Annotated in this window: 16 protein-coding genes and 3 rRNA genes; 3 read left to right on the forward strand and 16 right to left on the reverse strand. The window is 64.1% G+C overall.

Going from position 1 to position 20671, the window contains the following annotated elements:
- Positions 1–60 precede the first annotated feature (60 nt).
- Positions 61–1092, forward strand: a complete 1032-nt coding sequence (locus ACY466_RS15275; protein ID WP_463246295.1) for a hypothetical protein — start codon at positions 61–63, stop codon at positions 1090–1092.
- An 18-nt stretch (positions 1093–1110) separates the two neighbouring features.
- Here ACY466_RS15275 and ACY466_RS15280 read toward each other — a convergent pair whose 3' ends face one another.
- The 7 genes from ACY466_RS15280 to ACY466_RS15310 all read right to left on the reverse strand — a co-directional run bounded on the left by ACY466_RS15280 (position 1111) and on the right by ACY466_RS15310 (position 10445).
- The gene (locus ACY466_RS15280; RefSeq protein WP_463246297.1) at positions 1111–1434 is read right to left on the reverse strand and encodes an ATP/GTP-binding protein; all 324 of its coding nucleotides are present in this window, start codon (positions 1432–1434) and stop codon (positions 1111–1113) included.
- Positions 1435–1490: 56 nt separating this feature from the next.
- On the reverse strand, positions 1491–2204 hold the full coding sequence (gene nucS, locus ACY466_RS15285; protein ID WP_463246299.1) for an endonuclease NucS: 714 nt from the start codon (positions 2202–2204) through the stop codon (positions 1491–1493).
- 68 nt (positions 2205–2272) lie between these two features.
- Complete coding sequence (locus ACY466_RS15290; protein ID WP_463246301.1) at positions 2273–3823, reverse strand: adenylate/guanylate cyclase domain-containing protein; 1551 nt, start codon at positions 3821–3823, stop codon at positions 2273–2275.
- 94 nt (positions 3824–3917) lie between these two features.
- Positions 3918–4034 (reverse strand): 5S ribosomal RNA (gene rrf / locus ACY466_RS15295).
- 175 nt (positions 4035–4209) lie between these two features.
- A 23S ribosomal RNA gene (locus ACY466_RS15300) occupies positions 4210–7346 on the reverse strand.
- Between the two features lie 335 nt (positions 7347–7681).
- Positions 7682–9200, reverse strand: a 16S ribosomal RNA gene (locus tag ACY466_RS15305).
- The 16S, 23S and 5S rRNA genes sit together here, the layout of an rRNA operon.
- Before the next feature lie 525 nt (positions 9201–9725).
- Complete coding sequence (locus ACY466_RS15310) at positions 9726–10445, reverse strand: pyridoxamine 5'-phosphate oxidase family protein (RefSeq protein ID WP_463246303.1); 720 nt, start codon at positions 10443–10445, stop codon at positions 9726–9728.
- Positions 10446–10538: 93 nt separating this feature from the next.
- Between ACY466_RS15310 and pdxR the strand changes: the two genes are divergently transcribed.
- Positions 10539–11945, forward strand: a complete 1407-nt coding sequence (gene pdxR, locus ACY466_RS15315; RefSeq protein WP_463246305.1) for a MocR-like pyridoxine biosynthesis transcription factor PdxR — start codon at positions 10539–10541, stop codon at positions 11943–11945.
- Between the two features lie 13 nt (positions 11946–11958).
- Here the strand turns inward: pdxR and murA are convergent, their stop codons facing one another.
- The gene (gene murA, locus ACY466_RS15320; RefSeq protein WP_463246307.1) at positions 11959–13212 is read right to left on the reverse strand and encodes a UDP-N-acetylglucosamine 1-carboxyvinyltransferase; all 1254 of its coding nucleotides are present in this window, start codon (positions 13210–13212) and stop codon (positions 11959–11961) included.
- Between the two features lie 79 nt (positions 13213–13291).
- Here murA and ACY466_RS15325 point away from each other — a divergent pair, with 79 nt between their 5' ends.
- The gene (locus tag ACY466_RS15325; protein ID WP_463246309.1) at positions 13292–13873 is read left to right on the forward strand and encodes a cob(I)yrinic acid a,c-diamide adenosyltransferase; all 582 of its coding nucleotides are present in this window, start codon (positions 13292–13294) and stop codon (positions 13871–13873) included.
- A 6-nt stretch (positions 13874–13879) separates the two neighbouring features.
- Here the strand turns inward: ACY466_RS15325 and ACY466_RS15330 are convergent, their stop codons facing one another.
- From ACY466_RS15330 to ACY466_RS15365, 8 genes are read right to left on the reverse strand one after another with little or no spacing between them, the layout of a single operon-like run.
- Positions 13880–14329: a DUF2550 domain-containing protein gene (locus tag ACY466_RS15330; RefSeq protein ID WP_463246311.1), complete on the reverse strand. Its 450-nt coding sequence runs from the start codon at positions 14327–14329 to the stop codon at positions 13880–13882.
- Between the two features lie 40 nt (positions 14330–14369).
- On the reverse strand, positions 14370–14738 hold the full coding sequence (locus ACY466_RS15335) for a F0F1 ATP synthase subunit epsilon (protein WP_463246312.1): 369 nt from the start codon (positions 14736–14738) through the stop codon (positions 14370–14372).
- 6 nt (positions 14739–14744) lie between these two features.
- On the reverse strand, positions 14745–16193 hold the full coding sequence (atpD, locus tag ACY466_RS15340; protein WP_463246314.1) for a F0F1 ATP synthase subunit beta: 1449 nt from the start codon (positions 16191–16193) through the stop codon (positions 14745–14747).
- A 3-nt stretch (positions 16194–16196) separates the two neighbouring features.
- Positions 16197–17171, reverse strand: coding sequence for a F0F1 ATP synthase subunit gamma (locus ACY466_RS15345; protein WP_463246315.1), 975 nt, complete (start codon positions 17169–17171; stop codon positions 16197–16199).
- Between the two features lie 49 nt (positions 17172–17220).
- Positions 17221–18864 carry a F0F1 ATP synthase subunit alpha gene (gene atpA, locus ACY466_RS15350; RefSeq protein ID WP_463246317.1) on the reverse strand — a complete coding sequence of 548 codons (1644 nt, stop codon included), beginning with the start codon at positions 18862–18864 and terminating at the stop codon, positions 17221–17223.
- Positions 18865–18913: 49 nt separating this feature from the next.
- On the reverse strand, positions 18914–19753 hold the full coding sequence (locus tag ACY466_RS15355; protein ID WP_463246318.1) for a F0F1 ATP synthase subunit delta: 840 nt from the start codon (positions 19751–19753) through the stop codon (positions 18914–18916).
- Positions 19754–19758: 5 nt separating this feature from the next.
- Positions 19759–20322 (reverse strand): F0F1 ATP synthase subunit B, encoded by a 564-nt coding sequence (locus ACY466_RS15360; RefSeq protein ID WP_463246320.1) that lies wholly within the window; start codon positions 20320–20322, stop codon positions 19759–19761.
- 10 nt (positions 20323–20332) lie between these two features.
- A complete protein-coding gene (locus ACY466_RS15365) occupies positions 20333–20575 on the reverse strand; it encodes an ATP synthase F0 subunit C (protein WP_463246321.1) in 243 nt (80 codons plus the stop codon).
- Between the last annotated feature and the right edge of the window lie 96 nt (positions 20576–20671).

Here is a 20671-nt window from a genome sequence, read left to right on the forward strand (position 1 = left end):
ATCGCCGCCTTCGGGTATCCGCGCCGCCGAAACGGGGCGCAGGACGGTAAGTTGGCGATCATGGTTCAAGACAACGTCATCGGTGGCAGCTCGTTGCCTTTCAACGTGGTCCGCAAGGGCTACGACAAGGACGAGGTGCAGCGTTACTTCGAGCGGTTCGACGCCGAACTCCGTGTCGTGGCCACCGATCGCGATGCCGCCGCGGCACAGGCTCGCGATCTGGCCGTCCAGCTCGAGGACGCTCGCGACGAGATCGACGATCTCCGCAAGGACATCGACCGGCTCTCGGTGCCGCCCACCACCGCCGAGGGCATGAGCGACCGGATCTCTCGCATGCTGCGCCTCGCATCGGACGAGGCCTCCGAGGTCCGCCAGAAGGCGCAGGAGGAGGCAGCGGAGACCATCTCCGTCGCCGAGCAGGAGAGCGCCCGGATGCGTGGGGAGTACGAGGGCCTCACCGCCGAATTGCGCCAGCGACGCGATGCGCTCGAGACCGAGCACCAGACGACGTTGGCCGAGGCCCGCGCCGAGGCCGCTCGCATCGTCGAGGAAGCGCGGGCCGAGCGAGATCGCCTGGCCGCCGAGGCCGAGCAGAAGCAGGCCGAGGTCCAGGAGGACTTCGAGATCACGATGGCCGAGCGTCGCACCAAGGTCATGAAGGCCGTGGACGACCTGGAGGCGGACTCCAAGGCGGAGGCCGAACGCCGCCTGGCCGACTCCAAGGCCGAGGCGGAACGACGCCTCGCCGACTCCAAGGCCGAGGCGGAAAGTCGTATCGCCGAGTCGAAGGCCGACGCAGAACGCCGCCTCGCGGAATCGACCACCGAGGCCAAGCGGCGCCTCCAGGCTGCCACCGAGCAGTCCGAGCGTCGGATCGCACACGCCAAGGAGCTCGCCGAGGAACTGCGGGTCTTGCGTGGCCGGGTGCTCGCCCAGTTGCTCGGAATCCGCGGTCAGTTGGATTCGGTGCCCGCGATGTTGGCATCGGTCAACCGGGAGAGCGAATTGCTCGACGCCCCGGCGGTTCCGGACGAGTTGGCGGACGACGACATCGACTCGCTCGACGCGGCCGCGAGCAACCGGGACAGCTGAGTCCCCCGGTCGAACCCGTCAGCTCCAGCGGCGGGTGAGACCGCGGGTGCGGCGGCCGGACCAACATCCGGTGTGCCAGTGCCGCCGATCGTCCGCGCCGCCGATGCGATCGGCCGGCCACACCACGACGTGGGCCACGCCGGGGAAGATCTCCTGATCGCACCCGGGGCACCGGTACGGCTTGGTGGCGCGGGAGCCCGCGATCGGGCGCACCGTGTACCGCTCGTCGCCGTCCGACGAGGGGCCGGATTCGACGCGTGCCACGGCATCACCGAACGTCGGCGACGGGCGATTCGGGCGCGCGGAACGTCCGGTTCGTTGCTGATTGTTGCGGCGCGGCACGTTCACGATGGTAGGCGACCGCAGCCGAAACGACGGACGAGCACCTCGCGCAGCGGTCAGAACAGCTTGAACTCCGAGGTGTCGATTCCCCGCAGTGAGTCGTAATCGAGGGTGAGACAGCGAATACCGCGGTCGTGCGCCAGCGTCTTGGCCTGTGGCTTGATCTGCTGAGCGGCGAACACGCCCCGCACCGGTGCGAGCAGCGGATCGCGGTTCAAGAGCTCGAGATAGCGGGTGAGCTGCTCCACGCCGTCGATGTCGCCGCGGCGCTTGATCTCCACCGCGACGGTCGCGCCGTCCTCGGCGCGGCAGAGAAGATCCACCGGCCCGATGGCCGTGGGGAACTCCCGCCGTACCAGGGTGTAGCCCTCCCCCAGGGTGCTCACGTGCTCGGCGAGCAGTTCCTGCAGGTGGGACTCGACGCCGTCCTTGACCAGCCCCGGGTCGATGCCGAGCTCGTGGCTGCTGTCGAGTTCGACGTCCTCGATGGTGATCCGCAGTTCTTCGCCCGCCTTGTTGGTGACCACCCAGAGTTGGCGATCGGCGGGGACCACGGTGCCGTCGTCCGGCATCGCGTCGAGCGAACCGGCCGGGTTCTCCACCATCCAGCACGGCGGGCTCATCCAGTTCAGCGGCTTGTACGCACGATCGTCCGCGTGCACGCTCACGGACCCGTCCGATTTGATCAGCAGCAGGCGTCGCGCGAGCGGGAGGTGCGCGGTCAGCCTTCCGACGTAGTCGACCTGGCAACGAGCAATGACGAGACGCACCAGGACACCCTAGAACAGCGCGGGCCCGCCGCCTGCACGCGCCCGCGGGCCCCGTTCGACCCCGCAGGTCAGGCGGGAACCGCGAGTCGAGTCTCCTCCGCGCGACCGCGCAACGTGACGGCATCGCCGATGGACCACTCGCCCGCCCGGTGGGCGTCGGCATCCTCGACGGTGCGAGCCGACGCCAGCATCTTCCCGTCCACCGTCTTGGCCAGCTCGGACAGCCGCGCCGCCTCGTTCACGGGGTCACCGATCACGGTGTATTCGAATCGCTCCTTGGCGCCGATGTTTCCGGCCACGGCCCGGCCCGACGCGATGCCGATCGCGGCCGTGCAGTCCGGCACCTCGACGCTCAGCCGACGCATGATTGCCTTCGCGGCCGCGAGGGACTCACCGCAGGGGTCGTCGATACGACTGGGTGCACCGAACACGGCGAGCGCCGCGTCGCCCTCGAACTTGTTGACGAAACCGTGGTGACGGTCGACCTCGCCGACCACCACGTCGAAGAATCGGTTGAGCAGGTCGACGACCTCGACGGGGGGCTTCGACGAGGCGAGCTCCGTGGACCCCACCAGGTCGATGAAGAACACCGCGATGTCCCGCTCCTCCCCGCCCAGCTCCGGGTTGCTCGCCAGGGCCGCCTCGGCGACCTCCATCCCGACGTGCCGGCCGAAGAGGTCTCGGATCTTGTCCCGCTCGGCCAGCCCCTCCGCCATGCGGTTGAAACCACTCTGGAGTTCACCGAGCTCCGTTCCGTCGTAGACGGAGACACGGGCATCGAGGTTGCCCCGTTCCACCTCGGACATGGCGGACCGTACGTTGTCGATCGGCGCGGTCGTTGCCAGCCCACCCAGAAGTGTGAGTGCGAACCCGAACAGGAACGTGATACCGCCCAGCGCCAGGATCGCGACGGCGAACTGATCCGCGCTGGTGTCGTTGCGGATGAACGACGCGATCGCGATGACCATCAGGCCGGCAACCGGCACCCCGGTTCCCAGCAACCAGGACAGGATGGACCGGCCCATGACCCCCGCGATGCGTATGCGCCGTGGATCGCCGGCCTCGAGCGCGCGCGCTGCCGCAGGGCGCAACGCGAACTCGGTCAGCAGGTAGCTGAACGCACACACGGTGATGCCACTGAACGCGATGGTGAAGGCGACCTTGGGAATGCTGTTGGGATCGATGATGCCGTCGGCGGTGGTGAGGATGATCAGCCCGCCGATCCACAGCCCGATCTGAAGACGGGTCAGGCGCCACGGCATCGCCAGCGTGCGCTTCTGCTCCTTGGAGGTCGGGGTGCGGTCCTCGATCGCCCATCGCAGGCCGTTGACGGTTCTCTTCGTCCCCCAGAGGACTCCCACGACGAAGGCGAACACCAGATAGATCGGGAGCACGAGGAAGTTGACCCACCAGTACTCACGCGGCCTCACGACGTCCGGACCGGGCACCACCACGCTGATCAACACGGCGGCGATCACCGCCCCGATTGCGTTCGCCGACAGCAGGAACACGGTGAGAAGGACTTGCACGCGAATACGACGACGACGCGGCGAGTAGGTCGTGTTTCCGAGGATCGGCGAGCCCAGGGGCGCGATGGCCCGGCGAGGTTTCTGCGGCATGGTGAGTAGAGGGTAGCCGTCCGATCCGCTCACGCTGCCCGGGAATGCGAAAAGCCCCCCGACCTGGTGGTCGGGGGGCTTTCGTTTGGGTTATGTACGGCGGTGTCCTACTCTCCCACACCCTGTCGGGTGCAGTACCATCGGCGCTGGAGGGCTTAGCTTCCGGGTTCGGAATGGGACCGGGCGTTTCCCCTCCGCTATGGCCACCGTAACTCTGTGAAACACAGTGCACGAGGCACACATCCCCTGGTTTCCGGTTACCGGGTTCGGGTGTCGGCGGTGTGCCGGCATCCGGGGTCGGTGATCGGGTGATCGGGGGGGTGGTGCGGTTCATCTGAACACTCGTGTGTTGTTTCAGATACTGCACAGTGGACGCGTAGCTTCTTCGGTGTAAGTCCTCGGCCTATTAGTACCAGTCACCTGCATACATTGCTGTACTTCCAGTTCTGGCCTATCGACCCGGTGGTCTGCCGGGGGCCTTACCCCCTCGAGGGGGTGAGAAACCTCATCTTGGAACAGGCTTCCCGCTTAGATGCTTTCAGCGGTTATCCCTTCCGAACGTAGCTAACCAGCGGTGCTCCTGGTGGAACAACTGGCACACCAGAGGTTCGTCCGTCCCGGTCCTCTCGTACTAGGGACAGCCTTCCTCAAGTTTCTGACGCGCGCGGCGGATAGAGACCGAACTGTCTCACGACGTTCTAAACCCAGCTCGCGTGCCGCTTTAATGGGCGAACAGCCCAACCCTTGGGACCTACTCCAGCCCCAGGATGCGACGAGCCGACATCGAGGTGCCAAACCATCCCGTCGATATGGACTCTTGGGGAAGATCAGCCTGTTATCCCCGGGGTACCTTTTATCCGTTGAGCGACACCGCTTCCACTTGCCGGTGCCGGATCACTAGTCCCGACTTTCGTCCCTGCTCGACGTGTCAGTCTCACAGTCAAGCTCCCTTGTGCACTTGCACTCGACACCTGATTGCCAACCAGGCTGAGGGAACCTTTGGGCGCCTCCGTTACATTTTGGGAGGCAACCGCCCCAGTTAAACTACCCACCAGGCACTGTCCCTGAACCAGATCATGGTCCGAGGTTGAGGTATCCAATACGATCAGAGTGGTATTTCAACAACGACTCCACAACCACTGGCGTGGCCGCTTCACAGTCTCCCACCTATCCTACACAAACCGAACCGAACACCAATACCAAGCTGTAGTGAAGGTCCCGGGGTCTTTTCGTCCTGCCGCGCGTAACGAGCATCTTTACTCGTAATGCAATTTCGCCGAGTCTATGGTTGAGACAGCTGAGAAGTCGTTACGCCATTCGTGCAGGTCGGAACTTACCCGACAAGGAATTTCGCTACCTTAGGATGGTTATAGTTACCACCGCCGTTTACTGGGGCTTAAATTCTCAGCTTCACCACCGAAGTGATTGACCGGTCCTCTTAACCTTCCAGCACCGGGCAGGCGTCAGTCCGTATACATCGTCTTACGACTTCGCACGGACCTGTGTTTTTAGTAAACAGTCGCTTCTCACTGGTCTCTGCGACCCACACCAGCTCGGGAAGTAAATTCCGTCACCGGCAGGGGTCCCCCTTCTCCCGAAGTTACGGGGGCATTTTGCCGAGTTCCTTAACCATAGTTATCTCGATCGCCTTGGTATTCTCTACCTGATCACCTGTGTCGGTTTGGGGTACGGGCCGTGTACCAGCTCGCTAGAGGCTTTTCTCGGCAGCATAGGATCACTGAATTCGCCTCATTCGGCTATGCATCACCTCTCAGGCTTGTATGAGTGACGGATTTGCCTATCACTCGCCCTACGGGCTTACACCAGTGTTACCACTGACTGGCTCAGCTACCTTCCTGCGTCACCCCATCGCTTGACTACTACCAGAGAAGGTCCCGTGCATCACCTCCACGGCACCCGAAGGTGCTCCAGAAGGCTCTGGACGGTTAGTACCCCTGATTCGTCATGGGCGCGGATACACGGGTACGGGAATATCAACCCGTTGTCCATCGACTACGCCTGTCGGCCTCGCCTTAGGTCCCGACTCACCCTGGGCGGATTAACCTGGCCCAGGAACCCTTGATCATTCGGCGGACGAGTTTCTCACTCGTCTTTCGCTACTCATGCCTGCATTCTCACTCGCGTGGCCTCCACACCTGGATCACTCCGGCGCTTCCCTGGCCACACGACGCTCCCCTACCCATCCACACACCTGGCACACACCCCGTAGGGCATGCGCGGGCTATCGTGTGAATGCCGCGGCTTCGGCGGTGTACTTGAGCCCCGCTACATTGTCGGCGCAAAATCACTTGACCAGTGAGCTATTACGCACTCTTTCAAGGGTGGCTGCTTCTAAGCCAACCTCCTGGTTGTCTTCGCGACTTCACATCCTTTTCCACTTAGTACACGCTTAGGGGCCTTAGCCGGCGATCTGGGCTGTTTCCCTCTCGACCACGAACCTTATCGCCCGCAGTCTCACTGCCGCGCTCTCACACCCTGGCATTCGGAGTTTGGCTGATTTCGATAAGCTTGTAGGCCCTCTAGACCATCCAGTAGCTCTACCTCCAGAGTGAAACACGCGACGCTGCACCTAAATGCATTTCGGGGAGAACCAGCTATCACGGAGTTTGATTGGCCTTTCACCCCTACCCACAACTCATCCCCTCAGTTTTCAACCTAAGTGGGTTCGGGCCTCCACGACGTCTTACCGTCGCTTCACCCTGGCCATGGGTAGATCACTCCGCTTCGGGTCCAGAGCATGCGACTCAAACGCCCTATTCGGACTCGCTTTCGCTACGGCTACCCCACACGGGTTAACCTCGCCACATACCACTGACTCGCAGGCTCATTCTTCAAAAGGCACGCCATCACCACCCACAGCAAAACTGTGCAACGGCTCTGACGGATTGTAAGCGCACGGTTTCAGGTACTATTTCACTCCCCTCCCGGGGTACTTTTCACCTTTCCCTCACGGTACTAGTCCGCTATCGGTCACCAGGGAGTATTCAGGCTTATCGGGTGGTCCCGACAGATTCACAGCAGATTTCACGGGCCCGCTGCTACTTGGGCATTCACTTCGACAGTCGCGCAGTTTTCGTCTACGGGATTCTCACCCTCTACGACAGGCCATCCCAGACCACTTCGACTAACCACACGATTTCTCACTGTCGGCCGATCCGGCAGAATCGACAAAAACAAACCCCACAACCCCACACGCACAACCCCTGCCGGGTATCACATGCACATGGTTTGGCCTCATCCGCGTTCGCTCGCCACTACTGACGGAATCACTGTTGTTTTCTCTTCCTGTGGGTACTGAGATGTTTCACTTCCCCACGTTCCCTCCACACACCCTATATATTCAGGCGCGGGTAACACGACATCACTCGTGCTGGGTTTCCCCATTCGGACACCCTCGGATCTCAGCTCGGTTGACAGCTCCCCGAGGATTATCGCAGCCTCCTACGTCCTTCATCGGCTCCTGGTGCCAAGGCATCCACCGTACGCTCTTCATTACTTACAACAAAGATGCTCGCGTCCACTGTGCAGTTCTCAAACAACACACACACGACCATGTTGACGTCGCCCTCAGACACCCACCGAAATGAGCCGATAGAAACAACCATGACCGCCTGTAAGTTCTTGCCATGAAAAAACACTCACGTGTTCTCTCAGGACCCAACAGTGCATCGATATAGAACCAGCGGACCACCACAAGGGATGCTCGCTACTGCCGGTTCCGGTTGTCAGTGTTCCACCCATGAGCGTCCACCCGACCCACGAACGGGGCCGGCATGGTCTCTGCACCGTTTCCCTCCCACCTGTGTGAGTGGTACTCCAGCGAGATGTGCTCCTTAGAAAGGAGGTGATCCAGCCGCACCTTCCGGTACGGCTACCTTGTTACGACTTCGTCCCAATCGCCGATCCCACCTTCGACGGCTCCCTCCCACAAGGGGTTAGGCCACCGGCTTCGGGTGTTACCGACTTTCATGACGTGACGGGCGGTGTGTACAAGGCCCGGGAACGTATTCACCGCAGCGTTGCTGATCTGCGATTACTAGCGACTCCGACTTCACGGGGTCGAGTTGCAGACCCCGATCCGAACTGAGACCGGCTTTAAGGGATTCGCTCCACCTCACGGTATCGCAGCCCTCTGTACCGGCCATTGTAGCATGTGTGAAGCCCTGGACATAAGGGGCATGATGACTTGACGTCGTCCCCACCTTCCTCCGAGTTGACCCCGGCAGTCTCTTACGAGTCCCCACCATCACGTGCTGGCAACATAAGACAAGGGTTGCGCTCGTTGCGGGACTTAACCCAACATCTCACGACACGAGCTGACGACAGCCATGCACCACCTGTACACCGACCACAAGGGGGGCCGTATCTCTACGGCTTTCCGGTGTATGTCAAACCCAGGTAAGGTTCTTCGCGTTGCATCGAATTAATCCACATGCTCCGCCGCTTGTGCGGGCCCCCGTCAATTCCTTTGAGTTTTAGCCTTGCGGCCGTACTCCCCAGGCGGGGCGCTTAATGCGTTAGCTACGGCACGGATCCCGTGGAAGGAAACCCACACCTAGCGCCCACCGTTTACGGCGTGGACTACCAGGGTATCTAATCCTGTTCGCTACCCACGCTTTCGCTCCTCAGCGTCAGTTATTTCCCAGAGACCCGCCTTCGCCACCGGTGTTCCTCCTGATATCTGCGCATTTCACCGCTACACCAGGAATTCCAGTCTCCCCTGAAATACTCAAGTCTGCCCGTATCGCCTGCACGCCAGCAGTTGAGCTGCTGGTTTTCACAGACGACGCGACAAACCGCCTACGAGCTCTTTACGCCCAGTAATTCCGGACAACGCTTGCACCCTACGTATTACCGCGGCTGCTGGCACGTAGTTGGCCGGTGCTTCTTCTGCAGGTACCGTCACTCACGCTTCGTCCCTGCTGAAAGAGGTTTACAACCCGAAGGCCGTCATCCCTCACGCGGCGTCGCTGCATCAGGCTTGCGCCCATTGTGCAATATTCCCCACTGCTGCCTCCCGTAGGAGTCTGGGCCGTGTCTCAGTCCCAGTGTGGCCGGTCGCCCTCTCAGGCCGGCTACCCGTCGTCGCCTTGGTAGGCCATTACCCCACCAACAAGCTGATAGGCCGCGGGCCCATCCTGCACCGATAAATCTTTCCACCACAGCACATGCATGCTGCAGTCATATCCGGTATTAGACCCAGTTTCCCGGGCTTATCCCGAAGTGCAGGGCAGATCACCCACGTGTTACTCACCCGTTCGCCACTCGTGTACCCCGAAGGGCCTTACCGTTCGACTTGCATGTGTTAAGCACGCCGCCAGCGTTCGTCCTGAGCCAGGATCAAACTCTCCGTTGAAGACTCATACCCACCACCACAGACCAGAACAGCCCGGGCGATGAATGAAAACTAGAGAGCCAAATCCAGCAATAAAACTCACGCCAGCAATACTCCATTGCTGACAAAAAAGAACCAGTTCCCCCTCGACGGGAAGAAGAGAAGAAACCAGCAAACCAAAAACAATTGGCACTGACATTCATCGACACACTGTTGAGTTCTCAAAGAACACGCACACACCATCACCACCCGCCGAAGCGAGCAAGATCCGGGGCAACCGTTCGAGCCTGAACCCGACCACCGAACACACGCAAACCCTGCGCCGGCCGATCAGGAAGTGGACTGTCCGCTCAGCCTACACCACGTGCAGACGAACCTTTTCTGTCCCAGCCATGCGACTCCGTACAACCTCGTTCGCCAGACCCTCAGGTCTTCGGTCGGTGTCCGTGTCGCTCTGACTCGAAGAAAGTTACGCCACCACCAACCACAACGCAAATCCACTGGTCACAGCGCCCACAGGTCCGTCAGGGGCTTGCAACGGCCCTCTCACGAAAGGGCACGCGACCGCGCGACCCGGTGGTACCCGGCAACCCGACCCTGCACGTCGAGATCCGGGACGGCGACTGCGTCGCCGACCGCTTCACGCAACGGCACCAGCCCCGCCCACACTCCACCGCGCTCGATGTCGTCGGGATCGTCGACGGGACCGCCGGAGCGCGACTTCACCGACGCCTCCCACAACGGAAGTGCCACGACGGAAGTCGCCGTGAGTTCCTTGCGCGTGTTCTTTCGCAACGAACCCGCCCGCCCCGGCACCAACCGGTCCACGATCGACACCAGGGCGTGATCTCGCTCCGCGGCATCGTCGACCATCCTCGGCACTCCCAGGATCATGGCGCTCCGATAGTTCATCGAGTGATGAAAAGCGCTGCGCGCCAATACGAGTGCATCGAGAACGGTGATGGTGACACACAGTTCACCGTCCACATGCAGGCTGCGTGCCGCCACCGAACCGTGTAGGTACAGCGTCCCGCCACGGTCGGGGCCCTCCAGGTCGTAGGCATAGGTGGTGGGCACCACCCGCGGACTGCCGTCCACCACCACGCCCAGGTGACACACCCGAGCAGCGTCGAGGACGTCGACCAACGCCACGCGATCCGCGGCGGCCCGCGCCTTCCCGCGTCGCAGGGTGGTGCGGTCAGTCGGTGACAAACCCTCGACGGACTCGCTCCCGACACCGGTCGCACTTCGTTCGATTCTGTTCACCGCCCGATTCTCACGTCGGACTGGTCTACTGTCATGGTCCAGTTTCAGACAAGTTCGATGAACCACTACCCACCATCGGGAAAGTGACACGCAATGGCAACACCACCGGCAGCCGTGTCCGTGTCCCTCCGCCGCGACGAGTCACGCAGTCTGCCAACGCAACTGGCCGATGCAATCCGACAGTCGATCCGCGGGGGCACCCTTCGCCCGGACAGTCGATTGCCGTCCACCCGCGCCCTGGCCACGGAGCTCGACATTGCTCGAGGCGTCGTCGGCCAGGCCTACGACCAGCTCACCGCCGAAGGCTGGCTTGTCACGCGCCGCGGCTCGGGCACCTTCGTCGTCTCGGCGTCGACGCTCCCCCGCCCCGCGGCCGACAACGAGACCGCCGTCTCGCGGCGACGAGTCCGCTCCGACGACGACCGCACGATCCGACTCCGGCCCGGTGTGCCGTGGACCGATCCGCGTGCCACGGCCGCATGGCGTCGTGCCTGGCGCACGGTCGGGTCCAGGCCCGCGCCGGCCGCCTACCCGGATCCGGCCGGCCTTCGACTCCTTCGCTCGGACGTGTGCGACCTCCTCGCGCGCAACAGGGGAACGACCGTCGATCCCGATCGCGTCGTCATCACCACCGGAGCGATCCACGGAATGTCTCTCCTCCTCGCTGCCATCGGGTCCGAACTCACTGAACCCGTTGTGGCGATGGAGAATCCGGGGTACCGAGTTGCGGCCGCGGCAGCACGAGCCGCCAGGTGGGCGATAGCCGACGTCCCCGTGGACGGCCATGGCATGCGGGTCGACCTTCTCGAACGGCTCCCCGGACCGGTTCACGCCGTCTACGTCACGCCGTCGCATCAATACCCCACGGGCGGAACACTCGATCTCGCCCGTCGATCGGCGCTGGTCGATCACGCCCGGCGAATCGGAGCCTTGATCGTGGAGGACGATTACGACTCGGAATTCAGATTCGACGTCGCGCCCCTCCCCGCACTCGCGCAGTTGGCACCGGATCGGGTCGTCTGTCTCGGTACCGTCGCCAAGACACTCGGTGCCGGCATCCGACTCGGATGGATGGTGCTGCCGGACCACCTGGTGGACGACGTCCTCACCCACCGAGCTGCGGTCGGCGACTTCCCCTCGGAACCGTCGAGCCTGGCCATGTCGAGTCTGTTGCGCGACGGCGAATGGGATCGCGCCGTCCGCGCCGCGCGGCGGCGGTACCGAGACAGGGATGCGGCCGTGGAACGAGCACTGTCGCAATTCGGAGAACTGCGTGGCGCGGGAGCGGGTATGCACACCACACTGATGCTCGCTCCGGAGCGAGCAGACGCCGTGGCCGCGGACGCGGCCGAACACGGCGTCCTCGTGCCGACGGTGTCCGAGTCGGTCCGAACGCCCTGCGGCGCAGGCGGTCTCGTCGTCGGTTACGGGCGCGTGGAGGAACGAGACCTCACGACCGCGCTCGGCGTGCTGTCCGCTGCGCTGCAACGCCACCGGTGAGGGCGGGGCAGCCTCACTGCACCCGTTCGATCTCCCCGCCCAGATCCTGCAGCTGTTCGACGAACCTCGGGTAACCGCGATCGATGTGGTAGACGTCGTTCACCTCGGTCACACCGTCCGCCATCAGACCGGCCAGGACCAGGCCGGCACCCGCGCGGATGTCCGACGACCAGACCGGAGCGCTCGACAGACGGGCGACACCCCGCACGACGGCATGGTGTCCGTCCGTCCGGGCGTCCGCTCCGAGCCGAATCATCTCCTCGACGAAACGGAAGCGCGCTTCGAACACGTTCTCGGTGATCATCGACGTCCCGTCCGCGACGGCCGCCAGACCGATGGCCATGGGCTGGAGGTCGGTCGGAAATCCGGGGAAGGGAAGCGTCGCGAAGTTGACGGCCACCGGTCGCTCGTCCTGCACCACGCGGAATCCGTCGGGCAGGAAGGTCACGCGCGACCCGGCCTGCTTGAGCTTGTCCAGCACCAGGGACAGGTGCTTCGGGTTGACTCCCCGTACCGTCACATCCCCGCGGGTCATCGCCGCCGCGATCCCCCACGTTGCGGCAACGATGCGATCGCCGATCACGCGATGTTCGGTGGGATGCAGGGACTTCACCCCGACGATGGTGAGCGTCGGAGTTCCGGCGCCGGTCACCTTGGCACCCATCTTGTTCAGCATCGCGCACAAATCGGCGATGTCCGGTTCCCGCGCGGCGTTGTCGATCACCGTCTCGCCGTCGGCCAGTACCGCGGCCATCAAGATGTTCTCGGTGGCTCCCACCGAAGGAAACGCGAGCCGAATGGTGGCTCCGTGCAACGTCTCCGCGCTCGCCACGACGCATCCGTGCTGGATCTCGCTCGTCGCCCCCAGCAGTCGCAATCCTGACTGGTGCATGTCGAGCGGACGGGAGCCGATCGCGTCGCCGCCCGGCAGGGCCACGACAGCCTTGCGGCATCGAGCGACGAGCGGACCGAGAACACATACCGACGCTCGGAACTGCCGTACCGCCGCGAAATCCGCGTGGTACTTCGGCTCCGCCGGCGTGGTCACGCGCACGGTGTCGCCGTCGAGTTCGACCTCGCACCCGAGCCCGCGCAGAACATCGGCCATCAGGGGAACGTCGAGGATGTCCGGGCAATTGGTGATGGTGGTCGTGCCCTCGGCGAGCAACGTCGCCGCCATCAGTTTCAGAACGCTGTTCTTCGCGCCACCCACGGACACCTCGCCCGCGAGGCGAGCGCCACCGGTCACCAGAAAACGTTCACTCACATCGGTCAGCCTAGAGGCTGCGGGCACGGGAGAAAGCATCGGAGCGTCACCGACGGTGCTGCCGCCGTACGATCGGACGATGGCCGTCAATCTGACATCGATCTACACGCGTACCGGGGACGACGGAACCACCGGACTGAGCGATTTCTCTCGGGTGTCGAAGAACGACGCCCGCGTGGTCGCCTACGCCGAGTGCGACGAACTCAACGCAGCGCTGGGGATGGTCCTGGCTCTGGGCACCCCTCCATCCGAGATCGCGGACGTGCTCGGGGTCGTCCAGAACGATCTGTTCGACGCCGGTGCGGATCTGTCCACGCCGATCGCCGAAGATCCCAAGTACCCGCCGCTGCGCATCACCGACGAGTACGTCACGAGGCTCGAGAACTGGTGCGACGAGTTCAACGGCAAGCTCGCTCCGCTGACGTCGTTCGTTCTCCCCGGCGGTACGGCTGCATCGGCCCTGCTGCATCACGCTCGAACGGTCACCCGCCGAGCCGAACGCGCGGCCTGGGCGGCGGTCGAAGCACATCCCGAGACCACGTCGACCCTGCCGGCGACCTACCTCAACCGGCTGTCCGACCTGCTCTTCATCCTGGGACGAATCGCCAACCCGGACGGCGACGTTCTGTGGAAGCCGGGCGGCGGGCGCGAGAAGCCCTGAACCTTCTCAGGTTCCGTCGGCGGTCCCCGGGCTCGGGCGCTGGGAACGTCCCGACGGACGCGATTCCACCCAGGACGTGAAGGCGGTGAACGCACCCCGGTCGAACGCCACCTCGTAGCGTCGATCGCCGTCCGACAGCTCCACGACGGCGATGTCGTCCGACATGATGTCCGATTCTGCGGAGTCGGGTGAGCGACGTTCCCCGAGGACGAGCGTCTGACGCACCATTCGTCGGTCCGGCCCCGGCCGCAGGCTGGACAACTTGTAGAACACCAGGACGTTCTCGCCGTATCGAATGATGCCGTGGCGCCATCCGCTGCCCCTCGATGCGGGCACCCGGCGCAGAATCACCGGCGTTCCCCCGCGGCGCACCAGGACCAGTCGATAGAGAAAAGCCGCGGAGAACCCCACGAGCAGCACGACCATCACGACGAGCAGGCTCGTCCAGGTCGTCATCTCGGGGGTGTCCTCCGCGGCTTCTCGGGTCGTTCGAAACCTACGCGCGCTCGACAGCACGGACGCGGCCGCGGGCCATGGCCAACGCGTCTGCGTCGTCCGAACCCTCGGACAGGACCGAGCGAGCCGAGTCGACGTCGATGTCCTCGGCGAATTCCGCCGACTCCGCCAGCACGGTGACCGTGCCGCCGGTCATGGACAGGAATCCGCCGTGCACCGCCGCGACGCGTCGTTCTCCGTCGGTGGTGGTGATGGCAACGGTCCCGCCCTCGACGAGTTGCGCCAACAGCGGCTCGTGTCCGGACATGATGCCGATCTCGCCCTCGGTGGTCTCGGCGATGACCAGCGTGGCCGTTCCCGACCACAGCCGCTCTTCGACGGCGACCAGTTCGACATCCATCTCAGCCATGACCGACTACTTTCCGGACATCTTCTTGGCCGCGGCCTCGACGTCGTCGAGTCCGCCGCAGCTGTTGAAGGCCTGCTCGGGCAGATGGTCGTACTCGCCCTTGGTGACCTTGTCGAACGCCTCGATGGTGTCGGACAGCGACACGACCGAACCCTCCTCACCGGTGAACTTCTCGGCGACGATGAAGTTCTGGCCGAGGAACTTCTGGAGACGGCGCGCGCGGCCGACCAGAACCTTGTCCTCTTCCTGGAGCTCGTCCATACCGAGGATGGCGATGATGTCCTGCAGTTCCTTGTACTTCTGCAGGATGCGCTTGACCTCGTTGGCGACACGAAAGTGCTCGGCGCCGACGATGCCCGGCTCGAGGATGCGCGACGTGGAGCTCAGCGGGTCCACAGCGGGGTAGATGCCCATCTGCGAGATCGGACGCGAGAGCTCGGTCGTGGCGTCGAGGTGCGCGAACGTGGTGGCCGGCGCGGGGTCGGTGTAGTCGTCGGCGGGAACGTAGATCGCCTGCAGCGAGGTGATCGAGCGTCCACGGGTCGAGGTGATGCGCTCCTGGAGCTCACCCATCTCGTCCGCCAGCGTCGGCTGGTAACCCACGGCGGACGGCATACGTCCGAGCAGGGTGGAGACCTCGGAACCGGCCTGCGTGAACCGGAAGATGTTGTCGATGAAGAGCAACACGTCCTGTCCCTGCACGTCGCGGAAGTACTCCGCCATCGTCAGCGCGGACAGCGCGACGCGCATGCGCGTGCCGGGCGGCTCGTCCATCTGACCGAAGACCAAGGCGGTGTCCTGGAGGACGCCCATCTCCTCCATCTCCAGGTGGAGGTCGGTGCCCTCACGGGTGCGCTCGCCGACGCCGGCGAACACCGAGGTACCGGAGAACTCGCGAGCGATACGGGTGATCATCTCCTGGATCAGCACGGTCTTGCCGACACCGGCACCACCGAACAGACCGATCTTTCCGCCCTTGACGTACGGGGTCAGGAGGTCGATGACCTTGATGCCGGTCTCGAGGATCTCCGTCTTGCCCTCGAGCTGATCGAAGGCCGGCGGCTTGCGGTGGATGCCCCACTGCTCACCGTCACGGCCGAGGCCGGGCGAGTCGAGGCAGTCACCGAGGGCGTTGAACACGTGCCCCTTGACGACGTCACCGACGGGAACCGAGATCGGCTTGCCGGTGTCCTCGACGGAGGTGCCGCGCACCAGGCCGTCGGTGGGCTGCATCGAGATGGTGCGTACCAGGTTGTCGCCGAGGTGCTGGGCGACCTCGAGGGTCAGCGTCTTCGCCACGGTCGAGAGCGTGATCTCGGCATGGAGAGCGTTGAACAGGGCGGGCATGGCGCCGCGGGGGAACTCGACGTCCACAACGGGGCCGATGACCCGCACGACGCGGCCGGACTGTGTGTCCGCTCCGCTCGCGTTCTCTTGAGCTACTGCTGCAGTCATTGCTTAGTCACTTCCTGCGCTGTCAGCCAGCGCGTTGGCGCCACCGACGATTTCGCTGATTTCCTGGGTGATCTGGGCTTGTCGCGCCTGGTTGGCCTGACGGCTCAGGTTCTCGACCAATTCGTTGGCGTTGTCGGTGGCCGCCTTCATGGCGGTACGCCGAGCGGCCGATTCCGAGGCCGCCGCTTCCAGCAACGACGCGTAGACGCGGGTGCTGATGTACTTCGGCAACAGCGCCGAGAGCAACGTCGCGGCCTCCGGTTCGAACTCGTACTGCGCCTGCGCTTCGGAGGAGGTGGGCGAGTCCGACAATGCGTCGGCACCCATCTGGATCTCTTCGTCCGTGTAGGAGATCTCCAGCGGCGCCATCCGCCGAACTTCCGGCTTCTGGGTCAGCATCGACACGAAACGGGTGTAGACGATGTGCAACTCGTCGACGCCCTCGATCGTGCCTTCGCCGTTGGACTTGTCGACGTCCGTGCCCGATCCGGCCATGAAGAGGTCGACCAGATGCCGACTCGCCTTCGCGGCGTCGTTGTAGCCCGGCTCCTGGGAGAAACCGGTCCACGCACCGCTGACGTCGCGCTCACGGAACGTGAAGTAGCCGAGGCCCTTCGCGCCGAGAACGAACAGGACGGGCTCCTTGCCCTCGGACCGCAGGAGCTGGAACAGCTGCTCCGCTTCCTTGATCACGTTGGAGTTGTAGCCGCCGCACATGCCACGGTCGCTGGTCACCACGAGGACCGCAGCCCGCTTGGGCTCCGTCCGCTCGCTGAGCAACGGGTGGTCGAGCGCGCCCGACGTGCTCGCGAGAGCCGACAGCACGTTGGTGATCTGTTCCGCGTACGGCTTCGACGCCGCGACCCGTCCCTGCGCCTTGGTGATGCGCGAGGTCGCGATCAGCTCCTGGGCCTTGGTGATCTTCTTCGTCGAGTTGACAGACTTGATGCGGGAACGAAGCTCGAGGATGCTCGCCATCAGTTGATCCCGTTCCCTTCCGTCCTCGTAGTGGCGTCGATCATCGTCGCTACTTGCTGACTGTCTTGCGCGTGACGTTGACCTGCTCTTGGTTGACCTCGTCCGGGTCCAACGTGTCGGCCTCGGCCTCGTTGACCACGGAGTTGCCGTCGGAGTCGAGGAAGCCGGACTTGAACTTCTCGGTCGCGTCGAGCAGTGCCTTCTGGTTGTCCTCGTCGAGGGCCTTGCCGCCGGCGATGCTGTCGTAGACGCCGCTCGCGTTGCGGTGCAGGTCCTCAAGCAGCTCGGTCTCGAAGCGACGGACGTCGTGCACGGGCACGGAGTCGTAGACGCCCTGGCCGGCGAGCCAGATCGACACGATCTGATCCTCGACGGCGACGGGTGCGTACTGGTCCTGCTTGAGCAGCTCGACCAGGCGAGCACCGCGCTCGAGCTGCGCCTTCGACGCGGCGTCGAGGTCGGAGGCGAACGCCGAGAAGGCTTCGAGCTCACGGAACTGTGCGAGCTCGAGGCGGAGCGAACCGGAGACCTTCTTCATGCCCTTGGTCTGCGCGGCGCCACCGACTCGGGAAACCGAGATACCGACGTTGATCGCGGGACGAACACCCTTGTTGAACAGGTCTGATTCCAGGAAGACCTGGCCGTCGGTGATCGAGATGACGTTGGTCGGGATGTACGCCGACACGTCGTTGGCCTTGGTCTCGATGATCGGCAGTGCCGTCAGCGATCCGCCGCCCAACTCGTCGGAGAGTTTCGCCGAGCGCTCCAGCAGGCGGGAGTGCAAGTAGAAGACGTCACCGGGGTATGCCTCGCGGCCCGGCGGGCGACGCAGCAGCAGCGAGATGGCGCGGTACGCCTCGGCCTGCTTGGTCAGGTCGTCGAACACGATGAGGACGTGCTTGCCCTGGTACATCCAGTGCTGGCCGATGGCCGAACCGGTGTACGGCGCGAGCCACTTGAAGCCGGCGGAGTCGGAAGCCGGCGCCGCGACGATCGTCGTGTACTCCAGTGCGCCCTGCTCTTCCAGAGCCGCCTTCACACCGGCGATGGTGGAGCCCTTCTGGCCGATGGCGACGTAGATGCAGCGAACCTGCTTCTTGTCGTCGCCGCTCTCCCAGTTGGCCTTCTGGTTCAGGATCGCGTCGATGCAGACCGCGGTCTTGCCGGTCTTGCGGTCACCGATGATGAGCTGGCGCTGTCCGCGGCCGATGGGCGTCATGGCGTCGATCGCCTTGATGCCGGTCTGCAGCGGCTCTTCGACGGGCTGACGCTCGAGGACCGACGCGGCCTGGAGCTCGAGGGCGCGGGTCTCGGAGGACTCGATCTCGCCGAGTCCGTCGATGGGGCGGCCGAGCGGATCGATGACGCGACCGAGGTAGCCGTCACCGACGGGTACCGACAGCACGTCTCCGGTGCGCTTGACTTCCTGGCCCTCTTCGATGTCCTCGTAGTTACCGAGGATGACGGCACCGATCTCGGTGGCGTCGAGGTTCAGTGCGACACCGAGAACGCCGCCCTCGAACTCGAGCAGCTCGTTGGACATCGCGGACGGCAGGCCCGAGACGTGGGCGATTCCGTCCGCGGTGTCCGTGACCGTGCCGACCTGCTCACGGGAGGACTCGGGCGAGTAGCTCGCGGTGAAATTCTCGATCGCACTACGGATCTCGTCGGAGGAGATCGTCAGCTCCGGCATGTTGTTCCTGCTCTCGGTGTCTCGACTTCGAAAAAGTATTGGGGTGTTCTCACGCGGGCGGGCTACCCAGTTGTGCTCGCAACGCGTCCAGGCGTCCGGAAGCACTGCCGTCGATGACTTCGTCGCCCACTCGGACGACGAGCCCGCCGTGCAGACCGGGGTCCACCTCGACGTGCATGGTCACCGTCTTGCCATACAGCCGACCCAGAGCGGCGGCCAGACGGGTCTCCTGCGACTCGGTGAGAGCCGCCGAACTGGTCACCTTCGCGACCACGCTCTTGCGCTGATCGGCCGCGATGTTGGACAACGCGTCGAACGCGTCCGACGGTGTCGCCCCGCGCAACCGCCCGACCGCCTGCAGGGCCAGGGCCTCGCTGACGGCCGTGACCTTCCCGTAGAGCAGCTTGGACAGAAGCTCGCGCTTGTGCGCCGGCTCGACGGTGCGATCGGAGAGAGTGCGTTCGAGTTGGGCATCGCCGGTGACGATGCGACCCAACCGGAACAACTCGTCCTCGACCGTGCCGAGCTGATCCTGCGCCTCGGCCGCGGTCAGCATCGCCTCGCGGCCCACCAGGACCAGCGAGTCGAGAAGATCGCGCGGAGCGGACCAGCTGTTGGCGACCGCATCCTTCAGCGTGGCGAGGGCGGCGTCGCCGACCTTGCCGGAGAAGACCTGCTCGACCATCGTGGACCGCGCCGCTTCGGGAGCCGACGGATCCGCGAGGGTCCGGCGCAGGCTGCGTGCGCCGTCGAGAACCTCGACGGCCGCGAACAGGTCCGCTCCGGCTTGCGCCGCGACCGCGGTCTTCGAGTCCGACGATGCGGAATCGATGGCCGAGGTGAGCGCTGCACGGGTCCGTGTCAGTGCTTCGCGGCTGGTTGCATACATCTGCGTCACTTCCCTACCGGGGCGTCGGTTCCGACGGTGTCGAGCTCGTCGAGGAAACGGTCGATGGTGCCCGCCCGCTTGGCCTCGTCGGACAAGGACTCACCGATGAGCTTCTCGGCCAGATCGACCGCGGTGCGTCCCAGATCGCTGCGCAGATCGGCGACGATCTGCTGGCGCTGGGCGACGAGCTGGCCGTTGCCGGCCGCGATGATGCGATCGCTCTCCGCCTGGGCCTGCTTCTTCATCTCGTCGATGATCTGCTGACCCTGCGAACGCGCGTCCTCACGAATCTGCGCGGCTTCGGTGCGAGCTTCGGTCAGACGCTGCTTGTACTGCTGCAGCGCTTCCTGAGCCTCCGCCTGCGCCTGTTCGGCACGGGCGATGCCGCCCTCGATCTTGTCGGTGCGCTCGTCGAGAACCTTCTGCGCGAGAGGCAGGATGAACTTCCAGAACACGAACGCGACGACGGCCAGGGCGACGATCGACCAGACGATGTCGTAAATCGCGGGAAGGAGAGGATTCTGCTCTTCCCCCTCCGCGGCCAATAGGGCAATGGTTGCGGCTGCCATGTCGGGGATCTTAGAAGATGAAGCCGGCGACGAGGCCGATCAGAGCGAGAGCCTCGGTGAACGCGATGCCCAGGAACATGGTGGTTCGCACCTGTCCGGCCATCTCCGGCTGACGGACCATGCTCTCCATCGCCTTGCCGACGAGGATGCCGATGCCGATGCCGGGGCCGATGGCCGCCAGACCGAAGCCGATTGCGCCGTAGCCGTTGACCGTGGTCTCGGCCGCTTCCTGGGCCAGGTAGGTGACGCTCATGGTGATTGTTCCCTTTCTGTCGACCCGCACCGGGTTCGGTGTGGGCTCAGTTCTCAGTGCAGCCGGGAATGTCGGGCCCCAGCCGTGGTGTGGATG

The organism is Rhodococcus sp. K11/5, from assembly GCF_055193735.1.